Below are 23,974 nucleotides of genomic sequence, written 5' to 3' on the forward strand. Positions count from 1 at the left end.
TTAGTATGAATCATAAGGGTTACCTTTTTACGATTTAGATTTCAGTGATTTCACCCTCTATCTAAATCGGTAACCCTTCCCTTTTTTGAAGAGGGAATTGTCAGATCAGATCTGAACTAATGCAGGTAAGAACTGGCTTCTCTCCAGCTCTCCCCACACCACCCGGCGTGCGGGTCCGCACCGAGCGGTTCATCGATGATGGTGAAACCTGTTCCATAAATCTTTCAGGGAAACAAGCCCTATACTTGCAAGATACTTGTCGCTGAGTCCAAGCTGGACTGCATACGTTCTTGATAATCGGTAATACCCTTTGTTGCTGCCTCCGATACAGGCGGCCTTGAGCGCATCAACACCTAGCCAGATCAGATTGATGACTTTGGTTTTCGCTTTTCTTGTTACCACCAATTTGAAATGTCCCTTTTTCATCAGTTTGAAATGACCGGTTTTCATCAATAACCGTTTGACCGGTTATCACCGGTTAAGCTATCTGTTGGGTCAGTTGTCTCCTTTGGCGGGTTTGTTCTTTAGAAGGCCTGCTTTGCGTTTTTCCTTGGGCCAGTAGCTCTGATCTTGCCCCGATAAAACGGATACCTTGCCAAATCAAAAGCAAGGTGACCCAACACTACGACTCAAAGAGACACAAAATAAAGGATCCCCCCCCAAAAAAAATAAAGGACACCAAAAAAAAAAAACAAAGGACACCCAAAAAATTGACTGACCGATCATAACGTCTATTTCCCGTTCTGAACCAGCTGAGCTTTCTTGCTTTTAATACCTCTGTTTTATGAAAGAGCAGGCAACCATGACGACAGCCCGGAAAAATAAGATCGTCCCTTCTTGCACGCCTTACTATCACTGCATGGCACGATGAAAAGCCTGACTCCAGTGAGCCAGGCCATCAACCGAGAAGTCAATCGAAGGATATTCGATCCTTATTTTTCTCCAGTATTTTCTTGCCAACGTACTTCACTTTATCCAGATCATCAAAACTCTGGAAAGGCCCATGAGTATCCCGGTGCTTGACAATTTCCGTCGCCACCCTTTTTCCTACACCAACCAGCCCGTCATCCAGTTGCTGAATCGTAGCTGAGTTAACATAGACTTTCTGAGGGCTATGGGTAGTGGCTGCTACTACCACTGCACTGAAAAAAGCCGCTAGTAAAAAGGTAATCAGTCTGTTCTTCATGGCTATAATCCTCTCTTGTTTTAATTCCATGATCAGAAAATGCCTGAAAGCATGACACCCCATATAAACAAGGCACTTTCCAGTTATTTACAAATCGACAAAACAGCCTCCCTAACTAATTTCCTTTGATTAAATATTGCTATAGCTGTTAGTGAAGATGAATTTAAAGAAGCAGGCAACAGAGGGGTAATAATCTTAAGAACTATAAAGATCGGGGTAATAGACCAAACTAATAAACAATCATTAAGAAGCCCACCTTTACAGGTGGGCTTCTTGATCAGGCAACAGGAGCCAACCCAAGAATTTTCTTTTTGAACTCCTGGCTGGGCGGTGTATCCCCAATCCACACCCGGAGGAACAGGTTAAACAGTTTTTTATCCGCAGGGATAACGGCTTTCTCTTCGCCGGCAATTTCTATTCTCACCCCCTGCTTGGGCAGGTATTCAAAAACGGCCTGCTCGCCCTGCTTCATTGATCCATCCACCACAGCAAAAATCCTGTCCAGATCTGCCTTCACGGCCTCCTGCTCTTCCGGTGGGCTGTTTAACTGAATGGAGTCATAAAAGGCGTTGGCTATTCGCCTGGCGCTCATTTTCGATACCAGCATGACAAAGGTCATCCGCTGATAAGAGTCGGAAGCATAGATCTCTTCCGGGGTACTGGCAGGCTTTTCCAGATAAAGCGCACCGATATAGCCCTTCACCACCAGATACCAGTCACGGATAGCAGCGCCCTGAAGGGTCAGTGCAGGCCTGGAATCTTCTGCAGGAATGATGTCCGGTATATCATACTTGCTGACCATCAGGGCCTGGGCCCGACCGGCGACCAGAAAGAAAACTAAAAGAGGCAGTAAACGATTGACTTGAATACTATTTTTCAACATACAACTGATCATTCCTTATTATTATTGTCCGCTGATACTACCCCAGATGAACAGGGGCTTCCAGAAGCCTGGACCGGATAATAATAAAAAAACACTTTCCTTTTAAAACGATGAACCAGGCTCTTTGAGAAAATCCAACTCTTCAGAAGTACTGTCCCGTCCAAGCATAAGATTTCGATGGGGGTAGCGGCCAAACCGGGCAATGATATCACGATGCTTTCTGGCAAAATCCAGGCTGCCTTCCAGGTACTGCCTCAGTGGCCCTTCCGTTTCAGAAACCAGTTCTGATAATAATGAGACACAACGCTCCTGGCTGGCCAGGGACTCATCATGCATCAGCGGCATGATAAAAAATGCCCTTTCCAGAGGGGACAGGCTTCGATCAAACCCCTTCTGCAATCCCTGTTCCGTCAGCTCCAGAGCCAAAGCATCGTACTGGAATGACCGACCGGTCTCCCGGTACATATTTCTTGGAAACTGGTCCAGGCAGATGATCGCCGCCAGACAGCTTTCCGGTGCCTCCAGCCAGCGCCGAGAAAGACCCTGATACAGCTCCTCCACCAGCGATGCAAACCGCTGCCTGATCAGCTGGTCCACTTCAGGGTTCTTTTTCCACCAGCGCTCCATTTGTACCTGGCCCAGTTCCTCTCCTTCAAACCAGAAGTCGAGTACGACCTGAAAATCCTGACCACTCATCACAATTCCCTCATTCCGTCTGCCAATCTCTCTTATGTCAACCATACTTAAACGCACCAGCCATTGAAATTGCTGGATAAGACTCAAAATAGAAACTGAGACTGCTTGAGCAGAGACGCGGTAAAAAGGCAATATTACAGAGAGTTCGGCAAATAAGCAGTACCGCAGCCATCTTTAATCGGCCCTGAACTCACCTCCTCCGCTCATCCGGCAAGCACAAACAGAGACTTAACCCAATCACCACACTGCAGACAGACTATGACAGACCAGGACTCCACTGCCCCCGAAGTCATTACCGGGGATAATGACCATTCAGCAGCCGGTACTGAGCTGGTTCTGCCCCACCAGGCACTTCCAGACAAGCTTTATCTGATTCCGGTCCCCAACCGCCCCTTTTTCCCTGCCCAGGTACAACCTCTGGTATTCAGCAGCAATGAGTGGGGGGAAACCCTTCAACGGGTGGGCCAGAGCCCTCACAAGGCGGTCGGCCTGAGTTTCGTGGGTGGCATGCCCGGAGACAATATCTCACCGGAGGATTTTCCCGAGATAGGCTGTGTCGTCAAGATCCACAACATCGTAACCGACAATGAACAGGTCCAGTTCATTGCTCTGGGCATGCAACGCTTTAAAATCCGTCAGTGGCTGAGACGTCGTCCTCCCTATCTTGTTCAGGTGGATTACATAGAAAGCCCGGAAGACAACAGCGATGAAGTGAAAGCCTACGCCCTTGCGCTGATCCAGGCCATCAAAGAGCTGATTCCTCTCAACCCGCTTTACAGTGAAGAGCTCAAGAATTACCTGAATCGCTTCAGCCCAAAGGACCCTTCTCCACTGGCGGATTTTGCCGCTGCGATTACCACCGCACCAGGGCCTGAGCTTCAGGAAGTACTGGAAGCTCTCCCCATTCAGAGACGAATGGAAAAGGTGCTGGTATTGATTCGCAAAGAGCAGGAAGTGGCCCGGCTTCAGAGCGAAATCAATGCAGAAGTTAACCGTAAAATAAGCACCCACCAGCGTGAGTTTTTCCTCAAGGAGCAGCTGAAAGTCATCCAGAAAGAGCTTGGCATCTCCAAGGACGATAAAACCGCAGAAGTGGAAAAATTCCAGAAACGCCTGGAAGGACTGGCAATCCCGAAAAGCGCCAGAAGCAAAATAGATGATGACCTGAATAAACTTGCCATCCTGGAGACCGGTTCCCCAGAATATTCAATCTGCAGAAACTACCTGGACTGGGCCACCTCGGTTCCCTGGGGCGTATTCTCAGAAGACAACCTGGATATGAAGCACGCCAGAACAGTACTCAATGCGGACCATGACGGTCTTGAGGATGTTAAGGACCGGATCATTGAGTTCCTGGCCGTGGGCGCTTTTAGGAAAGAGGTCTCAGGCTCCATTATGCTGCTGGTCGGTCCTCCAGGGGTGGGTAAAACCTCCATAGGCAAGTCGGTGGCCCGGGCACTGGATCGCAAATTTTACCGCTTCAGCCTTGGCGGTATGCGGGATGAGGCCGAAATCAAGGGGCACCGCCGCACCTATATCGGAGCCCTGCCAGGCAAGCTGGTTCAAGCCCTGAAAGAGGTTGAAGTGTCCAACCCGGTCATCATGCTCGATGAAATTGACAAGATCGGTGCCTCATTCCGGGGCGACCCGGCCTCTGCCCTGCTGGAAGTCCTTGATCCGGAGCAGAACAGTGAGTTCCTGGATCATTATCTGGATATGAGAATTGACCTCTCCAAGGTGCTGTTCGTCTGTACTGCCAACCAGCTGGATACCATCCCCGGCCCACTGCTGGACCGGATGGACACCATCAGGCTCTCTGGCTATATCACCGAAGAGAAGCTGGCCATCGCCAAAAACCACCTGTGGCCAAAACAATTGGCCAAGGCCGGGCTGAAAAAAAACCAGCTGAAAATGTCCGATGCCACTCTCAAGCGAATTATTGAAGGCTATGCAAGGGAAGCCGGCGTCCGCCACCTCGAAAAACTGTTACAGAAGGTGATTCGCAAAGCGGTGGTCCAGTTACTTGAGGAAGATAAGAAAAGCATAACGGTTTCCACCAAAAACCTTGAAGACTTCCTGGGAGCCCCCTACTTCCGCAAAGAAAAGTCCATGGAAGGCACCGGCATCGTAACGGGCCTGGCCTGGACAGCCATGGGAGGAGCTACTCTGCCTGTGGAAGCCAGCTTGATCCATCAGCAAAGAGCAGGCTTCAAGCTGACCGGAAAACTGGGGGAGGTCATGAAAGAGTCTGCCGAGATTTCTCACAGTTTTGTCACCAGCCGGGCAAAACAGTTTGATGTACCAGAGGACTTTTTCAAAAACGCCTTTATACACCTCCATGTGCCCGAAGGAGCCACCCCCAAAGATGGCCCCAGTGCCGGGGTGACCATGACCACCGCCCTGATCTCCCTGGCCAGCGGTAAAAAACCGGCCCGGAACCTGGCCATGACCGGAGAACTTACCCTGACCGGGAGAGTCCTCCCCGTAGGAGGCATTCGGGAGAAGGTGATTGCCGCACGCAGGCAGGGGATTACCCAGTTGGTGCTGCCCGAGGATAACCGGAGAGACTTTGACGAACTGCCTGACTATATCCGGGAAGGAATGGCCGTGCATTTTGCCAGCCGTTACGAGGATGTTTTCCAGGTAGCCTTTGCCACCTCTGCCTCGAAAAAAGCGGCGGGAAAAAAAGCGCAACCCAAGCGTAGAAAGCCCGCTCGGTAAACTCTCGAGCAGAAGCACCCAAAAAAAAGATGCCGCCTTCTCAGGCGGCATCTTTTTTTGACTTTACACACTCATTTATTTCAGCAACGAGATCTAACCTCGTTTGGACACGCTAGTGAGCATAATAAGTATGAGTCACTCCCCACCGGTGTCCACTTATTTATAAGACTTTATCAGTATATAAACCGGCTGCTGCAGAGTCAGAACATTCTGAACACTTTCTGTATCACATCCCGGCCAACGACACTGATTCCATATAACGGTTCACGGTTTCCACCACCGCCTGGGTCTGGCTGTCTATCTCCAGATTAACCTTTGTCCCAACCTCCATTCCTCCAAAGGTGGTCAGCTTCAGGGTTTCCGGAATCAAATGAACACAGAAACGCTGATGCTCAACCCGCTCGCCAATAGTCAGACTGCAACCGTTCAGGGACACATACCCTTTTGGCATCAGATAAGCCTGCCAGCGAGGATCAAACTCAAAAAAAACGGTGACATTATTGGGCTCGTGAACTACATCAACTACCTCAACCACATCGTGAATATGACCGGAAAGCAGGTGCCCGCCAATCTCATCGCCAAACCGGGCGGCACGCTCTATATTGACTTTCTGCCCCTCCGCCAGTGCGCCCAGGTTCGTCACCCTGAGTGTTTCCTGCATGACATCAAACGACACCGTCCCCTGATCAAAGGCCACCACGGTCAGACAGCAGCCATTGACGGCAATGCTGGCGCCTTTCTCCACTCCTTCAAGCAGAGAGGGAGGCAAAGATAGAGTAATGCGGTTGAGACCGGTGGACTCAGCGATATGGGCGACAGTGAAGGCGCCTTTTACGATACCTGTAAACATGTACTACCTGCTTATGTTCTAGGTTTTGAAGGACTTCAGGCAATGAACCAGCCTTTCCAGGGCAACCAGGCTGTCCGGGGTGTAACTTCTGTGATGGCGATTACTCAAAACATCATCCGGGGTTTCCATAATCACATTGGCGACCTCTTCCGGCTGCAGAATAAGCGGCCCATCGTAACAGCAGCTGTAAACCCTTCCCCACACCTGACAATCTTCATTCTGGAAAAAGAAGTGAAAGTGAGGAGTAATCGGTGTATCAACTATGCCCAACTCTTCAGCCAGCTCACGGGCTGCCGCCTGGTCATAGCTTTCACCCTCAGCCACCACACCACCGGTCGCGGGGTCAAAATAGCCCGGATAAATATCCTTGTTCAGCGTTCTTTCCTGAACATAGAGCTGACCCTGGGGGTTAAACACAAAAATATAAGTTGCCCGGTGACAGAGTGACTCCACTCTCATCTGAGTTCTGGGAACGGCTCCAAGGACATGATTATGGTCGTCCACTACCAGAACTCTTTCAATGGGCTCAATAGGCATCTCCAGCTCTTGCTGACCAGGCATAGAGGTCGGTCTCCTGTTCTCTGAACTTTATTTTTCTGATCACATCCCGGTTTTGCGCATGTCACTTGCTGAGGATGTGATTGATTATTATCCAAGGTTCTCTCTATCCGGCCCTATCCTATCCGGCATTGTCTCGCGATGGCGTTCAACTGAATACAACCCACCCCGCTACCAGCTGTCGCCTGCAGTATGTTATCCCATGGAATGATGCATGCCAAAACAGAAAATCACCCGATGGCTGCTTTCTGCTTCTCTGTCATCAATACGGGGTGCACCAGCCGGTCAAAATCCTGCCAGGAGAGCTCAAGCAGCTCGGATGCCTGGCCACTGCTGAACGCCAGGGGAATATCCTGCTTCAACGAGTCTGAAACATAAACAGGAAGGCCGTACAGTCCACCAAAAGGCGGCATCAGGCCTGGCTCACAACGGGGAAAGGTGTCGATAAACTCCTCCTCCCGGGCCAGTTCCGCAGTATGACTCCCGGCGGCCTGGCGAAGCAGACTGAAATTCACCCTTTCTGTGGCGGGAAGCACACACAGGGCAAGCTTTCCATCCAGCTTTACCACCACTGTTTTAGCCACTCTACGGCCACTGATATGGGCTTTTTCAGCCACCTCCTGGGCAGAGAAGGCGGGAGGGTGATGCCGTTTGGAAAAAGACACCTGACGAGAATACAAATAGTCAGTCACATTCTGGGAGGACATGCCAGACACCTCCTGGCTATAGAGCTTTCCGGAAAGTCAACACAAACCTGTTCCAATTTGTCAGAGGAAAGCGGGTTCGTCAAGACTGCCCCCCTCAATCTGAACGCGGTATAATCCAGTGGAAGCGATGTTTCCAATGATAATGGCTGCCATAAATAGTGAACATCAACCCTTAACTCCAGCGCCATTGCTCCGAAGTATTAATTAATCAGGAAATGGAGCGATTCATTCGTTGGCAGCCTTTTCCTGGCAGGGCCACTCAAAAGGACTGCAGAGCAGTCCTCCACGACAACACACAAAGCATTCAATAGCCCATTCCAGATGAAAAACAGGGCGGTTCAGCCGCCACAGCAAAGATTCCTTTAAGGGGGCCAGTATGAGTAAAGCCAATGTAGTCTCCGCCATCGTTAACCCGGTAGGCACCATGAGAGTGCTGTCCAGCAGGGAAGTCAACAGTCTTCAGGACACCAGCAAAACCGGACTCCACCGCCTTTTCCGCCAGTGTGCACTGGCAGTGCTCAGCTGTGAGCAGGAAGGTGATAATGCCGAAGAGCTGATGCAAACCTACAGTGATTTCGACATCCGCATTGTTCAGGAGCACCGGGGGCTGAAGCTGGAGCTGATCAATGCCCCTGCTTCTGCCTTTGTGGTCAACAAGCTGATACGGGGTGTGCGGGAAAACCTGTTCTCTGTTCTGAGAGACATTCTTTATGTGTCCTCCCATATTACCGAGGACCCCCGATTTGACCAGGAAAGCTCATCGGATATCACCCACCTGGTGTTTGAAATTCTCAGAAACGCCAATGGCTTTATTACCAAACAGCTGCCAAATACAGTGGTTTGCTGGGGAGGGCATTCCATATCAAGAGAAGAATATGAATACACAAAAACCGTCGGATATCAGCTGGGGCTTAGAAAACTGAACATCTGCACCGGCTGCGGTCCAGGCGCCATGAAAGGTCCGATGAAGGGTGCCTACATCGGACACGCCAAGCAGCGTATCGGCAATGGCCGCTTCATAGGCCTGACCGAGCCCGGCATTATTGCCGCAGAGTCTCCCAACCCGATTGTCAATGAGCTGATTATCCTGCCGGATATTGAAAAGCGCCTTGAGGCTTTTGTCCGGCTGGGTCATGGCATTATTGTCTTTCCCGGGGGACCTGGCACCTGTGAAGAGATTCTCTACCTGCTGGGCATTCTCCTGCACCCGGACAACCAGGATATACCCCTGACCATGATCCTCACCGGTCCCAGAGGTTCTGAGGAGTACTTTGAACAGATCGACCGGTTTATCGGCAACACCCTGGGTAAAACCGCCCAGAAAAAGTACCAGATCATCATCGATGACCCGATCCGGGTTGCCCGGACAATGAACAAAGGGCTGGAAAAAGTCACACGGTTCAGAAGAAAACAGGGGGACGCCTACTACTTCAACTGGCTGCTGAAAATAGATCATGAGTTTCAGAAGCCCTTTGACCCGACCCATGACAATATGGCGAACCTGGAACTGGACCGTTCACTGCCCAAGCATATACTGGCAGCCAACCTGAGGCGCGTCATGTCCGGTATTGTCGCCGGTAATATCAAGGAGGACGGTGTCAACCTGATCCGCCAGCATGGCCCTTACCAACTCAGCGGTGAAGCCGAATTAATGGATCAGATGGATACCCTGCTTCAGTCTTTTGTGGACCAGTACCGCATGAAACTTCCTGGCACCCAGTATCAACCCTGCTACCAAATTGAAAAGCCATAGACGTATACCCAGGGGCTTTGGTAAAAGCCCCTTTGGGTTAATTCCCTGAAAAACCCTTTTCCAATCAACCATTCACGGAAAAAATAGCGGGTATTTCGGTCTTTACTTAACTTGGAAAGCACCTTCCGCTATACTGCCCGCGCCACCAGTGCTCAACCGGCCTGCATTATGGGACCGGTCATTCGTCAACTCCACTGCTGTTCTGGCGGTCAGCAGGCCTGCTTGATAACAGAAACCTGCAGGATAACTGACCGGAGAATGCAGCGTTACACACATTGCACTGGCTAAAGACTGACTTGGAACATCTGACTGACCCATTCAAAAAGTACAATGGTTCGTCGAAGGATCGCCCAAGAGCCTGCCACCGATGATGAGGGTAGAACTCGTGCTAGAAGCCTACAGAAAACACGTCGAAGAGCGTGCCCAAGAAGGTGTCCCACCAAAGCCGCTGAACTCCGAACAGGTCTCCGCACTGGTCGAACTGCTGAAAAACCCACCTGCCGGAGAAGAAGACTTCCTGCTGAATCTCCTTGAAAATCGCATCCCACCCGGGGTTGATGAAGCCGCTTATGTCAAGGCCGGCTTCCTCTCCGCCATTGTTCGTGGAGAAGCCGAATCCCCACTGATTGACGCCAAGAAAGCCGTTCAGCTGCTGGGCATGATGCTGGGCGGATACAACATTGAGACACTGGTCGAACTGCTCGACAATACCGAGCTCGGGGAACTGGCTGCCGACCAGCTGAAAAACACCCTGCTGGTGTTTGACTCCTTCCATGACGTGGAGGAAAAAGCCAAGGCCGGTAACGCCAACGCCATGGCCGTGCTGAAATCCTGGGCGGAAGCCGAGTGGTTCACCCGCCGGGAAGCAGTACCGGAAAGCACCAAAGTCGCTGTCTTCAAAGTCACCGGGGAAACCAATACCGACGACCTTTCACCGGCACCGGACGCCTGGTCCCGCCCCGATATTCCACTCCACGCCCTCGCCGCTTACAAAATGACCCGTGACGGACTGGAGCCTGAAGAACATGGCGTCACCGGCCCGCTGAAGCAGATAGAAGCCATCAAGAGCAAAGGCCTGCCCGTTGCTTTTGTAGGTGACGTGGTGGGTACCGGCTCCTCCCGGAAGTCGGCCACCAACTCAGTGCTCTGGTTCTTTGGTGACGACATTCCAGGCGTGCCCAACAAGCGGGCCGGTGGTATCTGTATTGGCGGCAAGGTGGCGCCCATTTTCTTCAACACCATGGAAGATGCCGGCGCCCTGGTCTTTGAAGCGCCCGTTGACCAGTTGAATATGGGGGACGTCATTGAGATCCGCCCCTATGATGGCAAGATTCTGTCTGAATCCGGGGAAGTGCTTTCTGAGTTTACCTTCAAGTCCGATGTCATTCTGGATGAAGTGCAGGCCGGAGGACGCATCAACCTGATCATTGGCCGTGGCCTGACCGACAAGGCCCGGGAAGCCCTGGATCTTGGGCCGTCCGAGATATTCCGTCGCCCCGTGGCTCCCCAGGATTCTGACAAAGGTTTCACTCTGGCCCAGAAAATGGTGGGTAAAGCCTGCGGTGTCACCGGTGTCCGCCCCGGTCAATACTGCGAACCCAAAATGACCACCGTCGGTTCCCAGGACACCACCGGGCCCATGACCCGGGATGAACTGAAAGACCTGGCCTGTCTGGGCTTCTCTTCCGACCTGGTGATGCAGTCTTTCTGTCATACCGCAGCCTATCCCAAGCCTGTGGATGTGGAAACTCACCACACCCTGCCCGACTTCATTATGAACCGGGGAGGTGTGGCACTGCGCCCCGGAGATGGCATCATTCACAGCTGGCTGAACCGCATGCTCCTGCCGGACACCGTCGGTACCGGGGGTGACTCCCATACCCGGTTCCCTCTGGGCATCTCCTTCCCGGCCGGTTCGGGCCTGGTGGCCTTTGCAGCGGCAACCGGTGTCATGCCTCTGGATATGCCGGAATCCGTGCTGGTCCGGTTCAAAGGCAAAATGCAACCGGGTATCACCTTGCGCGACCTGGTTCATGCCATTCCTCTTTATGGCATCAAACAGGGTCTGTTAACGGTTGAGAAAAAAGGCAAGAAAAACGCCTTCTCAGGCCGGGTGCTGGAGATCGAAGGTCTGGAGGATCTGACCGTCGAGCAGGCCTTCGAGCTGTCTGATGCCTCTGCTGAGCGCTCTGCCGCAGGCTGTACCATCACCCTGTCGGAAGCGTCCATCTCCGAATACCTGAAATCCAATGTCACCATGCTGCGCTGGATGATCAGTGAAGGCTATGGCGACCCCCGTACTCTTGAGCGCCGTGCCCGCAAGATGGAAGAGTGGCTGGCAAACCCGACCATGATGCGCGCCGATGCCGATGCTGAGTACGCGGAAGTCATTGAAATCGACCTTGCTGACATCAAGGAGCCGATCCTTTGTGCCCCCAATGACCCGGACGATGCCCGTACCCTATCGGACGTTGCCGGCGACAAGGTGGACGAGGTATTCCTGGGTTCCTGCATGACCAACATCGGCCACTTCCGGGCTGCCGGTAAACTCCTGGAACAGAACAGCGATCCGCTGAAAACCCGTTTCTGGATGTCACCGCCCACCAAAATGGACAAGGCCCAGCTTGAAGAAGAGGGTTACTACACCATTTACCAGGACAACGGTGTTCGCACCGAAATTCCAGGTTGTTCATTGTGCATGGGTAACCAGGCCAGGGTGGAGGCCGGTGCAACTGTGCTGTCTACTTCAACCCGGAACTTCCCGAACCGCCTGGGGGATGGCGCCAATGTCTACCTCTGCTCAGCGGAGCTGGCTTCAGTAGGCGCTATTCTGGGTAAAATCCCCACCGCAGAAGAGTACATGGAATACGCCCGTAACCTGGACTCCATGGCGGGTGATGTCTATCGCTATCTGAACTTCGATCAGGTAGAGTCCTACCAGCAGGCCGCTGACGAGATCATTGCCAAGGCCAGCTAATCCACTCTTCATTTTATTGACCAGGCCCCTGTCCCGGGGGCCTGGCTCATTTTAAAACCATACCCATGAACCCAAAAACGCCCGAACAACTGTTTACCCCAGAATTAACTGACTGGATCAGGAACAACATCCCGCTGCTTCAGAACATGCAGGTCCAATTTGACCGTTTTGACAATGGACTGCTCGAAATCAGCTGTCCCCTGGAGCCCAACATCAATGACAAGGGAACGGCTTTTGGCGGCAGTATGGCCGCCCTGGCAACGGTTTGCGGCTGGCTCTATACCACCCTTCATGCAAGAACCGTTTCCTCCGGTTGCGAGGCCGTCATCGCAGACTCCAGGATGACTTATCACACGCCTGCCCATGGGGCATTTTCTGCTCGGTGCCAGGCCACTGTCCCGGAAACCTTTTTTGATCGGCTCAGACAGAACAGAAGAGCCAAGCTGGAACTGACCGTAGACCTGCTCTCTGGTAATAATGAAAAAGTGGCCAGCTACAGTGGTCTTTATGTTGCTCTTCCTAAATCCCCATAACGATTATTCCAGAAGACCAAAGAGCGGGCACCGGCTCTTTCGCGTCAGGGCGCGGACAAGGTGCACTGATCTGGGGGACTGTCGGCATGGAAAATCAGCAGTCACTGCTTATACTTTGATTAATAAGGAAATTATTCAGACAGGGAGCCGGTCAATTCATGCCACAGGCATCAACGGGTGTCCTCCAGCCACGGACAGATCATCGCCACTTTTTCGAGCGCTTCCAGGGAGTCTTTAAAGGCAAAGCATGGAATGAGCGTGAGGTCTGTATTGCGGACACGCCCAGGCAGATACCCACAGGAGATAACCTGCTCCCGGAGAATCAACATACCCATCCCCCCAGGCCCAGAGATGTTCACTCCAGAAAACCTTCACGCCAGAGCCGAAGTGGGAGAAAACGGCATGCCGGCCGGAACCTCCCTGCTTCACTGCCTCCAGCCAAGAAGCAGAAAACACAGGTCAAAGTAAAGCCCCCTTCCCCCCCCCAGGCCGGTGGGGGGGGAAGGGGGTGGGTGGGCGGCGGGGGTGTCAGCGGGTTGAAAAGGCAGCATGGCCTATCCATTGACACCCTGTTCTGCCCCGTGGGAGGCCCCCTGGCAGATGGACTGAAAGCCCCCAGGCAACTCCTTGCCCGTCTGCCCTCACTGCAAGACCCGGAGTGCCCTGAAGCGTTCCATCCGACCTATCAAGATCGGTTTGCCAGCAGTGAAAGCTGCAAGCTCTTTGAAATTCAGGCTGACTCCCACCTTAACGGTGTTAAACGGCTGGTTTTCCCGGTTCCTCCCAGGTCCACAACCGTCAAGCCGGAACACCGATATAAGCCCGATGATATTTACCCCGTAGAAAGGCTGATGCATTGTTATGTGACGGCCATTGAGCGGGCCATAGAACTGGGCGACCGATCCATCGCCATGCCAGTGATGGGGGATTTTCCTGGCCGGGGTGACCCAAGATTTTCTGAATACATCGACAATTGTTGCCAGATAGCCATTGCAGCCGTCGGGGTCTGCCGGGAGAAATACGGGGCAATTCCCAGGGTTCACTTCGTCAGCCCTGATAGCACTATAGGGCGAGAACTGCACAGAACCCTGCAACACAAACTCAGGGTTCTGGAGCTTTCAGAGGCAATATACCCTCCAAAAGTATTGAAAGGGCTGAAACTTCAACACCTGCAGCCTCTGGCAAACCTGCTTCGACCTGAGCACAAACCACCAGGAACCACAGGCCGTCACGCAACAAAAAAAGAAAAAAACCGCGCAGCCGCAAGGGAAATAGAATATTTTCATAAACTCATTGGACAAGCCTGCGAAGCAGTAGCCAGCAATCAGGGTCGCCTTCTTCCTTTTACCCGAAAGGTGATTGCTCGAATGAAAGCCTGTGAAAACCGGCTGAAACACAGTCGCGATGAAGATCTCGGACTCAACCCTGAAAGCCGGGCAGCCTTGATGGACTATTTTAAAGCCCAGAAACTGAGATTGAAAACCTGCCTGAAGCACAGGGTAGACCGACGCCAACTGCCTGGCATGAGACAGCCCTTGAAAGAGGGGGTTCACCATATCAAGCAGCAAATCAAGAGCAAAGAAGCCGCTTACCATTATTACCGAAGCGAAATATTATCCCCGCCGCCTGAAACCGGCTTTGATCTTGACTCAGAGGAATGGAGCCATTGCCAGCAGCACCTGAACCAGGCTCTGGAGGCCATCGATCAAAATAAGGGCCCGGTGTTTATTCAGGCCACACAGTCATTTCGAAACCAGTTTGAACAAATGATGACCGATCAGGGAAAAACGGCTTATGGTGCCGATGATCTATTAGAAGCGCTCAGCATCTGGGCAGAAGACGTCAAAAACAATCGTCAATATAGAGCACTGCTGGACAAAACCTTCAGCGCCAGAGGCTCAAAACAGCACCAACTGTTTGCTGCCATTACCGTTCTTCGTGGACAGGTGATTAACTGGACAAAGACACAGGGCAGCTGTATCAGCCTTGCCCACCTGTTTTTTATCGCTCTTATGGAAAAGCTCTACCCCCATGAAGCGGGCAGAAAGTTCATTGACAGGGTTTTCAAAGATGAAAAGAAAGTGCAAAAATCCGCAGCCTATCAGACACTGATGCAATGCATCAAAGCTCAATAACCACCACCCTGACTCAAGAACGCCTTAAACCGAAATGTCCGGTGGGTACATCAGATCTCTTTTAACAGCCGGATCAGATGATCAACCTCCTTCCCCTCTTTGCTTTGTGAATACACTAGACGAATATACTCACACCCGAAAGCCAATACCGCCTTGCCAATGACAGGATCTTCACGGGCCACTCTTGAAGCAAAGTCCCTTGGGCCTTCTTCAGCCCGACGGTGATAACCTTTGCCCGACAGTCGGCATTCAAACCGGAGCCATAATCGATACTCTGGCGATAACACTCGTCTCTGGAACATCATGACACCGGCTACCAGGACCAGTATCACAGCAAACAGAGCCCCCATTACCCCCATCTGCTGCCAATAATAATCCGATGAACCAAACAGCCGCTGCATAAACGTCGATTGTCGTTCCTTCATATACTGGATCACCGACTTCTGCCATCGATACTCAAGCCGTTCCCAACCCAGTTGCAATGTTTTGTAAAAAGGTACCGTCCCCAGCCTTGCCACAAAAGGAAGGTATTCCTGAAGCCCCTCCTGTTGGGAGGCAAAGGCTTCCAGCCCTGACTCAATTCGCTCCGGAGACACAGCAGCCGTGGGATCAAACCGGATCCAGCCTGACCCATCTACCCAGATTTCTGCCCAGGCATGGGCATCCAGCTGCCGGACCAGCAAGACCCGTTCTCCTGGCAGATACTCCCCTCCCTGAAAGCCGGTCACGATTCGGGCGGGTATCCCCACCGAGCGCATCAAAAAGACAAAGCTGGTCGCATAATGCTCACAGAAGCCCTGTCGTTGATGAAAGAGAAAATCATCAATGTCATTGTTCCCCATTAACGGTGGGTTCAGGATGTAGAAAAAGGGAGCCTGCCTGAAATAAGCCATAACCCCTCTGGCCATAGCCTGTGGGTCCTGACCGACTGCCTTATAGAGCGTTAACGCCAGTGCTCGACTTTCGGGGTTCACCGATGCAGGAAGAAAAGTATTCAGAGCCCTTAACCAGCCAGGAAGAGTGATGCTGCTGGCAAGAGGGGTTCGTGAATCTGGCCGGTAAACCTTCCGGGAAAACACCGGCTCCCTGGACTCCAGGGTCATGGTTCGAAGTACCTGGCTCTGCTCAACAGAGGCATATGCGGGGCCCAGCACAGGCAGCCAGCTCTGGCCCCCAGGCTCAAGCATCACCTGGTAATCGTAAACTGCAGTACCATTGTCCAGCATCCACCAGCCACTGGTCTCAGGATTTTCCGTCATCCAGAAGCGCTCATCCAGCGCTTGCTCTGACGCGCTTGGTATCACAGAGGATTGCAAGTCCTCCTGGCCGGTCTTTCGCCACTCCCGGCCATCGTATTGATCCAGGACCATTGCCCGCCAGTAGCGTTCTTCCGGTTCCGGAATGCGACCTTCAAACTCCGCTCGAAATACCGTTTCATAAGAGCGACTCAGCCGGGCAATATCTCCCGGGCTCATGCTCTCCGATAACCCGGTCCTGGCATCCGTTGAAGGCCAGGAAACCGCCCAGAGAGGCCCCAGCCGGGGAATAAAAACAAACAACACCAACGTTAACGGGACAGCCTGTACCATCATCACCGCCGAAAACCAGATACTGCTGGCGGGAGAGCCCCCCTGAAAAGGCCCGTAAGAAGGCTGATAAAGGGCCTGCATGGCAGCCACCAGAGCCGTGATGCACACCAACAGATAAAGCCCCTGAACCAGTGACTGGGAATAAAGCCCCCCGGTTGCCACCACAAAAAAGCCGATATACACCACCACAAGGGCGTCCCTTCGGCTTTTCATCTCAAGCACTTTCAAGGCATAGCCGGTAACCAGAACCGATACCGCCATCTCCAGGTTAAACGACCAGCCAAATGACCCGACAATCACACCGAAAGCCACCAGCACCAGGCACCGTCTTACCAGGATCGACGGCCAGTTGCCCCGTCCGAACCAGATCACCAGTCGCCAGCCCAGGGATACCAGCATTAACAACACTACATTCGCGGGAATCACCTGAATAACCGGCACGAGAACCAGAACCTGGGCCAGTAACAGCCAAAGCGTCGAGTCCCGGGATACCCCGGGATCACCCTGCCTGCTCCCTGAACGTTCAGTCATCACCACGCCCCACAGCCCTGGCCGGGCGCTTATCCCAAAAACTCCCCTGGCTTTGTGGAGACCCGGGCTGCTCCGTATATAACGCCAGGGCTTCCAGGCATTTCTGCAAATGCCCTGATCCGAGAGAGGGTGAACAGGTGCCCTCATTTAAAATCAGCCCATAGGGCCTTCCGGCCTGTTCACACAACAGACACCAGCCGGTGATCACCGACAATTTCTGTTCCAGCCCGTTCAGCGGCACCTGATTGAGAGAGAAAAGCAGCTCAGTGCCACCGGGCTGATCAAACTGCTTTGAATGGAGTTCACCGGTGCGGGCATAGCCTCTCCAGTCAATATGAACCGGGTTATCATTGTCACGATAACGGCGGAATCCTGAAAAGTCCTCCACCCCGGGTTCACTGAAACAACGGGAATCGCCGGATTCCGATACGGATTCGGGCAGCGGGCAACTGAAATCAGGTCGAGGATAAACAAGACATTGAAAATTCAGTCTCACCCAGCTCCAGGCACGACATAACCCCAGTGGGTAGACACTGGCCACCAGCATCCGTTCGGGCTTCAGCCATCCCCGGTGTTCAGCCTGCACCCGCAGACTTTGATCCAGAGCCTGATTAAAACTGACCACCGCCTGCTCACTGCCAGGCCAGCCAATGGTCAAGCTCACCCTTGGGCGACCATTAGCCTGACACTCAACATTGACTTCAACCCTCTCACCGGCAAACCCGGCCTTCCCTCCCTGGGCAATCAAGCTAACCCCTGCCAGATTTCGCCAGGTATATAAAATGGACAGCATAAACAGGCTCAGCATAAAAAAACTGAGTCCATAAGCCAGAGAGTTGCTGTAGTTAGCGGCCAGCAGGAAAACGAGAGTCACCATGACCAGCCAGACCAGTCCGGACAACGAGGGCAGAATATAAATACGACGCTGATCAAGCATTACCCGGCCAGCCCTCGGGCTTCTCTGGTCAGTCCAACGCTGAAAGCGCTCGATCAGGGCAGAGGCTATTGGCGCCCGGGCGTTTTTTTTGAAGGCCGTCGTTTTAAAAAAAGTCATGGGCACCACTCAGGCCATGGCATTGACACTGGCTAATAGCTCATGGACCGAAATGCCCTGACCTTTTATCTGAAGCCGGTGATGGGTGACCGGGACAAACACCGCCTGAACATCTTCCGGAATCAGGTACTGTCGGCCGTCCAGCCAGGCCCAGGCTTTGGCCGACTGTAACAGCGCCAACCCGGCCCGGGGGGAGAGCCCCGCCTGGTAGTGCCCTCCTTCCCGGGTGGCGGTGACCAGTCTGAGAATATAATCCAGCACCGGGTCGCTGGCATGAACGCCATCCACCTCTTTCTGGAGGGACAACAGCTGGGCGGGGGAAATGGCTCGTGAAAGGTGATCAACATAATGCCGCCCCGCTTCGCCTTTCAGAATCGCTTTCTCTGAATCCGGGTCGGGGTAGCCCATATGAATTTTCATTAAAAACCGGTCCAGCTGGGACTCTGGTAGTGGAAACGTCCCCTCCTGAGACAACGGATTTTGTGTTGCCAGGACCATAAAAGGTTCAGGCAGAGGGGATGGCTTGCCTTCAACCGTCACCTGTCGTTCTTCCATGGCTTCCAGCAGAGCACTCTGGGTTCGGGGGGAGGCCCGGTTAATTTCATCCGCCAGCAGCAGCTGGGCAAACACCGGCCCGGGCTGAAAATTAAACTGACCACTGCCCCGATCAAACGTAGAGACCCCGATGATATCCGCAGGCAGTAAGTCGCTGGTAAACTGAACCCTCTGGTAATCCAGCCCGAGAACCCGGGCAAGCGCGAGGGCCAGGGCGGTTTTTCCCATCCCGGGAAGGTCTTCAATCAGCAGGTGCCCTCTGGCCAAAATGCAGCAAAGAGCAAGGCGAACTTCCTGCTGCTTGCCCCGGATAACGCTGGATAACTGCTGCAGGCATGCAGCCAGTGGTGATCCCATACTCCCCCGCTCTCATTATTATTGTTGTATAGATAGTTGTTTTGATGGCTGCCTTTTGCGGCAGCCTTTTGAAACAGCCTGTTAAACCAGCTTGTTTAAGCCCCGCGCCAGATCACCCTTGAGATCCTCCACATCTTCAAGGCCAACAGCGACACGAATCAGGCTTTCGGTAATTCCTGAACGGGCCTTGTCTTCCTCAGACAGACGACAATGTGTGGTTGTAGACGGATGGGTGATTGTGGTTCGGGTATCCCCCAGATTCGCCGTTCGAGACATGATTTCCACACTGTCTATTACCCGCCATGCGGCCTCCCGACTCCCCATATCCAGTCCATTCTTAACCTCAAAGGCCAGCACTCCGCCAAAGGCCTTCTGCTGCTTTCTGGCCAGCTCATGGCCCGGGTGGGACTCAAGGCCGGTATAATGCACCCGTTCAACCGCTGGATGCTGGCTCAGCCAGGCGGCCAGTTCCCCAGCATTTCGACAATGGGCGTCCATCCTCACGGAGAGCGTTTCCAGGCCCTTATAAAATACCCAGGCATTGAATGCACTCATGGTGGCACCGGCAGCCCTTTGCCAGAGATGAACCTCGCTCACCAGGGCCTTGCTTCCCACCACGATGCCTCCAATACAGCGCCCCTGGCCATCAATATACTTGGTGGCAGAATGCACCACCAGATCGGCACCCAGTTCAAGGGGTTTCTGCAAGGCGGGCGTGCAGAAACAATTGTCCACCATCAGCAGTGCGTCGTGCCGGTGGGCAATTTCCGCAAGCAACTTGAGATCCGCCACTTCACTTAAGGGGTTGGAAGGCGTTTCAAGAAACAGCATACGCGTCTCAGGCCGAACAGCATCCCGCCACTGTTGATAGTCCACCAGGTCCACAAAGGTGGTATCCACCCCGAACTTCGCCAGATATTTGGCAAAAATCGTAAAGGTGGTACCAAACACACTGCGTGAACAGATAACGTGATCACCGCTTTTCAGCAGCGCCATGCAGGCGCCAAGAATGGCCGCCATTCCTGATGAGGTGGCACAGGCCAACTCTCCCCCTTCAAGGATCGCCATTCGGTCCTCGAGCATTTGCACCGAAGGGTTGGTGTAACGAGAATACACATTCCCCTCTTCCTCTCCGGCAAACACCGCCTGAGCCTGGGCTGCACTGTCGTAAGTAAAACTGGAGGTAAGGTAGATCGCCTCACTGTGCTCCCGCTGGTCACTGCGAAGAGACCCGGCACGAATGGACTGAGTGGCAAAACCAGGTACATCCACTTCCAGTTCGGCAGGACAGGGGACTTCGGTGGGGGCATGATCGTTCATTAAACTTCCTGACATTAAACGCTCTTATAATTCATCGGATTTGAACCGCCACTTAAAGATACCAAAAAAAAAGCTCACGCTCACGGCGATAAAAAGAGTTTTCCGTTATGATGGCACTCTGTCTGAATGATCTGAACGAAAGAGTTAATACCCCGCTTCCCTTATAATATGCCTGCTGAATTGTTATTGATTGATGCCCTGAACCTGATCCGCCGGATCCATGCTGCCGTTCCCGCCCCTGATGAACAGGCTCAGGTGGACGGCGCCATTGCGGCAACCCGCTCCTCCCTGAAAAGAGCCCTGAGCCACTGCCAGCCCAGTCATGCCCTGATGGTGTTTGATGGCGACCCACCCACCTGGCGACACCAGTTGCTACCGGAGTACAAAGCGGATCGTAAACCCATGCCCCAGAGCCTCAGAAAACGGCTGACTGACTTTAACCAGGCCGTACGTACCATGGGCATCATGACCTTTCGGCGTAATGGTGTTGAAGCGGATGACGTGATTGCAGCAACAGCACTTAAAGCGGCCAACGCTGGTATTGAAACCACTATTCTTTCCACCGACAAGGCTTATCAGCAGCTACTGGTTCATCCAAACATCCGAATCAGGGATCATTTTCAGAAACAGGACATCAACCCTCGGGACGTAGAATCCCATTACGGCATTCAGATAACACAACTGGTGGACTATTGGGCGCTGGCAGGCGTTGGGGATGTACCCGGAGTGAATGGTATTGGCAGGAAGGGGGCAAAGCAGCTGATAGAAGACTATGGCAGTCTTGAGGGGATTTTGAGTCGACTGGAAGAAAATAGTGAAGGGATCAAGGGCTCCCTGGCCAAAGTCAACCAGCAGCAACAACGGGCAGAATTATCGAAAAGGCTGGTGACCTTGAAAACAGAGTTTGACCTTGGGCTGAACCTGCGGGATATGCGATATCAGCCACAAAAGTCACTTTCTGATGCAGCCCCACTCTCACAACAGTAGTGGGAGCAGAGGCTGAACAGGGCGGAAATCAATCAGGGTCAGGTTTCGTCTTCATTATGAAGGTCAATAATATCACTGTCCCCTTCCCGGGTTTTGGCATTACGGCTGGCCGCCAGCTGATCCAGATACTCCGCATCAATATTCCCGGCCAGATAACGGCCATCAAATACTGAGCAGTCAAAATCCTCAATGGCCGGATTCAGGGATGACACCGCCTTTTTCAGATCACCGAGTTCCTGGAAGATCAACCGGTCGGCCCCAATCAGGTCACAGACCTCATCATCGGTTCGCCCGTGTGCAATCAGCTCTTCACTGGTGGGCATATCAATGCCATAGACATTGGGATAGCGGATAGCCGGTGCCGCAGAGCAGAAGTAAACCTTCCTGGCACCTGCGTCCCGGGCCATTTCAATGATCTGTTCACAGGTGGTGCCGCGGACAATAGAGTCATCCACCAGCAGGACATTTTTGCCGACAAACTCCTGATCAATGGCATTGAGCTTCTGCCGCACCGACTTCTTGCGGATGGCCTGCCCCGGCATGATGAAGGTCCGGCCGATATAACGGTTTTTTACAAAACCTTCCCGATAAGGCAGACCCAGCCGGGTGGCCATCTCCAGCGCTGAGTTCCGGCTGGTATCGGGAATGGGCATGACTACATCAATATCGTGATCCGGCCACTCCCGGAGAATTTTATTCGCCAGGGTCTGACCCATCCGCAACCGCGACTGATAAACAAAAATACCATCCACGCTGGAGTCTGGGCGGGCCAGATAAACGTACTCAAATAAGCAGGGCGTCAGCTTCCCGGGCACACATTGATGACTGTGAACCTGGCGGTTTTCATCAACATAAATCGCTTCACCCGGAGCGACATCCCGCACCAGTTCAAAACCAAGGGCATCCAGAGCCACAGACTCAGAGGCAAACATGTACTCAGCCCCCTGCTCTGTCTCCCTTTTGCCATAGACCAGTGGCCGAATACCATTGGGGTCACGAAAACCCACTATGCCATGACCGTTAATCAGGGCGATCACGGCATACCCACCTTCGCAACGACCATACACATCCGTGAGCGCATTAAAAACATCCTGAGCCTGAGGCTTGTGCTTACCCTGCTTGGCCAGCTCATGGGCAAACACGTTCAGCAGGATTTCCGAATCGGAGCGGGTATTGATGTGCCGGAGATCACTTTCAAACAGAGACTGCTTGATCTGATCGGCATTGGTCAGATTGCCGTTATGGGCCAGAGCGATCCCATAAGGTGAATTGACATAAAAAGGCTGTGCCTCGGCGGAGCTGGATGTCCCCGCGGTTGGGTAACGAACATGTCCAAGCCCGCTCGTTCCATGCAAACGCCTCATATGGCGGGTCCGGAAAACATCTTTTACCAGGCCGTTATCCTTGCGAAGAAAAAAACGATTATCCGCCAGGGTCACCATCCCTGCAGCGTCCTGCCCCCTGTGTTGCAGCACGGTCAGCGCATCGAACAACAGCTGGTTGACATTCACCGTTGCCGAAATACCGACAATTCCACACATGTATACTTCCTCAGGCTTGATCAGCAAAAACGAGTCTTCCGGCCAGCTCGAGAACAAAGCTGGTTAACGGTTAAGCCCCTGACAGAAAAAAGAATTTGCCTGTTCCTTGCCGTGCCAGAGCGCCTGCGAACCATGAAAACTGCTATGGGAAGAATGATACGCTATTTGCCCAGTTAACTGAAACGGTCGTTATGTTCTTAACCGATGATTTCAGGAACAGAGTCGGTGGGACTGGACGGTTCTCATCCAGGAAGCCAGGGCTTCAAAGATCATGAAAATCAACAGCGAATAGGCTAAGTTTCAACTGTGATGCCCTTAGATTTGAGGACAAACTATGACCTTGATCAAAAGCCGGGAATAAGAGAAAAAGGGAGGAGGGGTTAGATGAAGAGCCCCCTAAGTGCAGCGGGTTTGGAGCACTCAAGGGGAAGATAAAGATAGCAGATGATTTTGACGAAACGCCCCAGGAAATAATTGACGCGTTCTATGGCTGCGAAGATAAAGAGAGCGATGAGTCTCAGGCTCCTTGCATCAGTGGCCCCATGACCTGAACCACCGTCTGCTTCGACCAGTCTGCCAACATCAGAAAGTGAGGCAACAGCACCGATTGCTTCCAGGCTACATCCTGCTCAAGAGGAACAAAGCTCATCAATCCCACCAGAACCACTACCAGCAGGCAGCCCCTCAGCGCTCCAAAAGCCATACCAAGTACCCTGTCAGTGCCAGAAAGTCCTGTGGCCTGAACCAGCTCAGCAATAATCCGGTTGACCAGAGCTCCTACCATCAAGGTCGCAACAAAAAGTGCTGCACAGGCAACCATCACACGAATCGACGGGGTGGTAAAATACTCGGTCAACCTCTGCGAAAGAGCCCCGCCAAAGGTCCAGGCCACAAAGATGGCTGCAATCCACGTCAGCAGAGAAAGAACCTCCTTGAAAAACCCCCGTTTCAGACTGATTAACGCTGAAATCAGAATAACACCGGCAATCAGCCAGTCGATCCATGTAAAGACCATAAACCTCTCTCAAACCACTGAACAAA

At 52.7% G+C, this 23,974-nt stretch carries 19 protein-coding genes; 6 read left to right on the forward strand and 13 right to left on the reverse strand.

Going from position 1 to position 23,974, the window contains the following annotated elements:
• Window positions 1-189: 189 nt before the first annotated feature.
• The 4 genes from ACNRUY_RS15970 to ACNRUY_RS15985 form a co-directional block, all read right to left on the reverse strand.
• A complete protein-coding gene (locus ACNRUY_RS15970; RefSeq protein ID WP_488112647.1) occupies window positions 190-450 on the reverse strand; it encodes a hypothetical protein in 261 nt (86 codons plus the stop codon).
• Window positions 451-910: 460 nt separating this feature from the next.
• Window positions 911-1,186, reverse strand: coding sequence for a ComEA family DNA-binding protein (locus ACNRUY_RS15975; protein WP_488112648.1), 276 nt, complete (start codon window positions 1,184-1,186; stop codon window positions 911-913).
• Between the two features lie 277 nt (window positions 1,187-1,463).
• A complete protein-coding gene (locus tag ACNRUY_RS15980; protein WP_488112649.1) occupies window positions 1,464-2,069 on the reverse strand; it encodes a chalcone isomerase family protein in 606 nt (201 codons plus the stop codon).
• 102 nt (window positions 2,070-2,171) lie between these two features.
• Window positions 2,172-2,810 (reverse strand): DUF924 family protein, encoded by a 639-nt coding sequence (locus tag ACNRUY_RS15985; protein ID WP_488112650.1) that lies wholly within the window; start codon window positions 2,808-2,810, stop codon window positions 2,172-2,174.
• Window positions 2,811-3,023: 213 nt separating this feature from the next.
• On the opposite strand from ACNRUY_RS15985, the gene lon reads away from it, so the two are divergent.
• Window positions 3,024-5,486: an endopeptidase La gene (gene lon, locus ACNRUY_RS15990; RefSeq protein WP_488112651.1), complete on the forward strand. Its 2,463-nt coding sequence runs from the start codon at window positions 3,024-3,026 to the stop codon at window positions 5,484-5,486.
• 226 nt (window positions 5,487-5,712) lie between these two features.
• Here the strand turns inward: lon and ACNRUY_RS15995 are convergent, their stop codons facing one another.
• The 3 genes from ACNRUY_RS15995 to ACNRUY_RS16005 all read right to left on the reverse strand — a co-directional run bounded on the left by ACNRUY_RS15995 (window position 5,713) and on the right by ACNRUY_RS16005 (window position 7,601).
• Entirely contained in the window at window positions 5,713-6,336 is a 624-nt protein-coding gene (locus tag ACNRUY_RS15995; protein WP_488112652.1) for a riboflavin synthase subunit alpha, read from the reverse strand.
• An 18-nt stretch (window positions 6,337-6,354) separates the two neighbouring features.
• A complete protein-coding gene (gene yfcD / locus ACNRUY_RS16000) occupies window positions 6,355-6,897 on the reverse strand; it encodes an NUDIX hydrolase YfcD (RefSeq protein WP_488112653.1) in 543 nt (180 codons plus the stop codon).
• A 227-nt stretch (window positions 6,898-7,124) separates the two neighbouring features.
• Window positions 7,125-7,601: an aminoacyl-tRNA deacylase gene (locus ACNRUY_RS16005; RefSeq protein WP_488112654.1), complete on the reverse strand. Its 477-nt coding sequence runs from the start codon at window positions 7,599-7,601 to the stop codon at window positions 7,125-7,127.
• 376 nt (window positions 7,602-7,977) lie between these two features.
• On the opposite strand from ACNRUY_RS16005, the gene ppnN reads away from it, so the two are divergent.
• From ppnN to ACNRUY_RS16025, 4 genes are all read left to right on the forward strand, one after another.
• A complete protein-coding gene (gene ppnN, locus ACNRUY_RS16010) occupies window positions 7,978-9,354 on the forward strand; it encodes a nucleotide 5'-monophosphate nucleosidase PpnN (RefSeq protein WP_488112655.1) in 1,377 nt (458 codons plus the stop codon).
• A 385-nt stretch (window positions 9,355-9,739) separates the two neighbouring features.
• Window positions 9,740-12,331, forward strand: coding sequence for a bifunctional aconitate hydratase 2/2-methylisocitrate dehydratase (gene acnB, locus ACNRUY_RS16015; RefSeq protein ID WP_488112656.1), 2,592 nt, complete (start codon window positions 9,740-9,742; stop codon window positions 12,329-12,331).
• 65 nt (window positions 12,332-12,396) lie between these two features.
• A complete protein-coding gene (locus ACNRUY_RS16020; RefSeq protein WP_488112657.1) occupies window positions 12,397-12,864 on the forward strand; it encodes a YiiD C-terminal domain-containing protein in 468 nt (155 codons plus the stop codon).
• A 158-nt stretch (window positions 12,865-13,022) separates the two neighbouring features.
• Window positions 13,023-14,999, forward strand: a complete 1,977-nt coding sequence (locus ACNRUY_RS16025; protein WP_488112658.1) for a macro domain-containing protein — start codon at window positions 13,023-13,025, stop codon at window positions 14,997-14,999.
• Window positions 15,000-15,049: 50 nt separating this feature from the next.
• Here the strand turns inward: ACNRUY_RS16025 and ACNRUY_RS16030 are convergent, their stop codons facing one another.
• The 4 genes from ACNRUY_RS16030 to ACNRUY_RS16045 all read right to left on the reverse strand — a co-directional run bounded on the left by ACNRUY_RS16030 (window position 15,050) and on the right by ACNRUY_RS16045 (window position 20,405).
• Entirely contained in the window at window positions 15,050-17,119 is a 2,070-nt protein-coding gene (locus ACNRUY_RS16030) for a transglutaminase TgpA family protein (protein WP_488112659.1), read from the reverse strand.
• Window positions 17,112-18,173 carry a DUF58 domain-containing protein gene (locus ACNRUY_RS16035; RefSeq protein ID WP_488112660.1) on the reverse strand — a complete coding sequence of 354 codons (1,062 nt, stop codon included), beginning with the start codon at window positions 18,171-18,173 and terminating at the stop codon, window positions 17,112-17,114. Before ACNRUY_RS16035 ends, ACNRUY_RS16030 begins: the two co-directional genes overlap by 8 nt.
• 9 nt (window positions 18,174-18,182) lie before the next feature.
• The gene (locus ACNRUY_RS16040) at window positions 18,183-19,085 is read right to left on the reverse strand and encodes an AAA family ATPase (protein WP_488112661.1); all 903 of its coding nucleotides are present in this window, start codon (window positions 19,083-19,085) and stop codon (window positions 18,183-18,185) included.
• 81 nt (window positions 19,086-19,166) lie between these two features.
• Complete coding sequence (locus ACNRUY_RS16045; RefSeq protein ID WP_488112662.1) at window positions 19,167-20,405, reverse strand: O-succinylhomoserine sulfhydrylase; 1,239 nt, start codon at window positions 20,403-20,405, stop codon at window positions 19,167-19,169.
• Between the two features lie 168 nt (window positions 20,406-20,573).
• On the opposite strand from ACNRUY_RS16045, the gene xni reads away from it, so the two are divergent.
• Window positions 20,574-21,392, forward strand: coding sequence for a flap endonuclease Xni (gene xni / locus ACNRUY_RS16050; RefSeq protein WP_488112663.1), 819 nt, complete (start codon window positions 20,574-20,576; stop codon window positions 21,390-21,392).
• Between the two features lie 38 nt (window positions 21,393-21,430).
• On the opposite strand, the gene purF is transcribed toward xni, so the two are convergent.
• Window positions 21,431-22,933 (reverse strand): amidophosphoribosyltransferase, encoded by a 1,503-nt coding sequence (purF, locus tag ACNRUY_RS16055; protein ID WP_488112664.1) that lies wholly within the window; start codon window positions 22,931-22,933, stop codon window positions 21,431-21,433.
• 517 nt (window positions 22,934-23,450) lie between these two features.
• Window positions 23,451-23,948 carry a CvpA family protein gene (locus ACNRUY_RS16060; RefSeq protein WP_488112665.1) on the reverse strand — a complete coding sequence of 166 codons (498 nt, stop codon included), beginning with the start codon at window positions 23,946-23,948 and terminating at the stop codon, window positions 23,451-23,453.
• Window positions 23,949-23,974: the final 26 nt, after the last annotated feature.

This window comes from Endozoicomonas sp. Z74 (assembly GCF_057680865.1).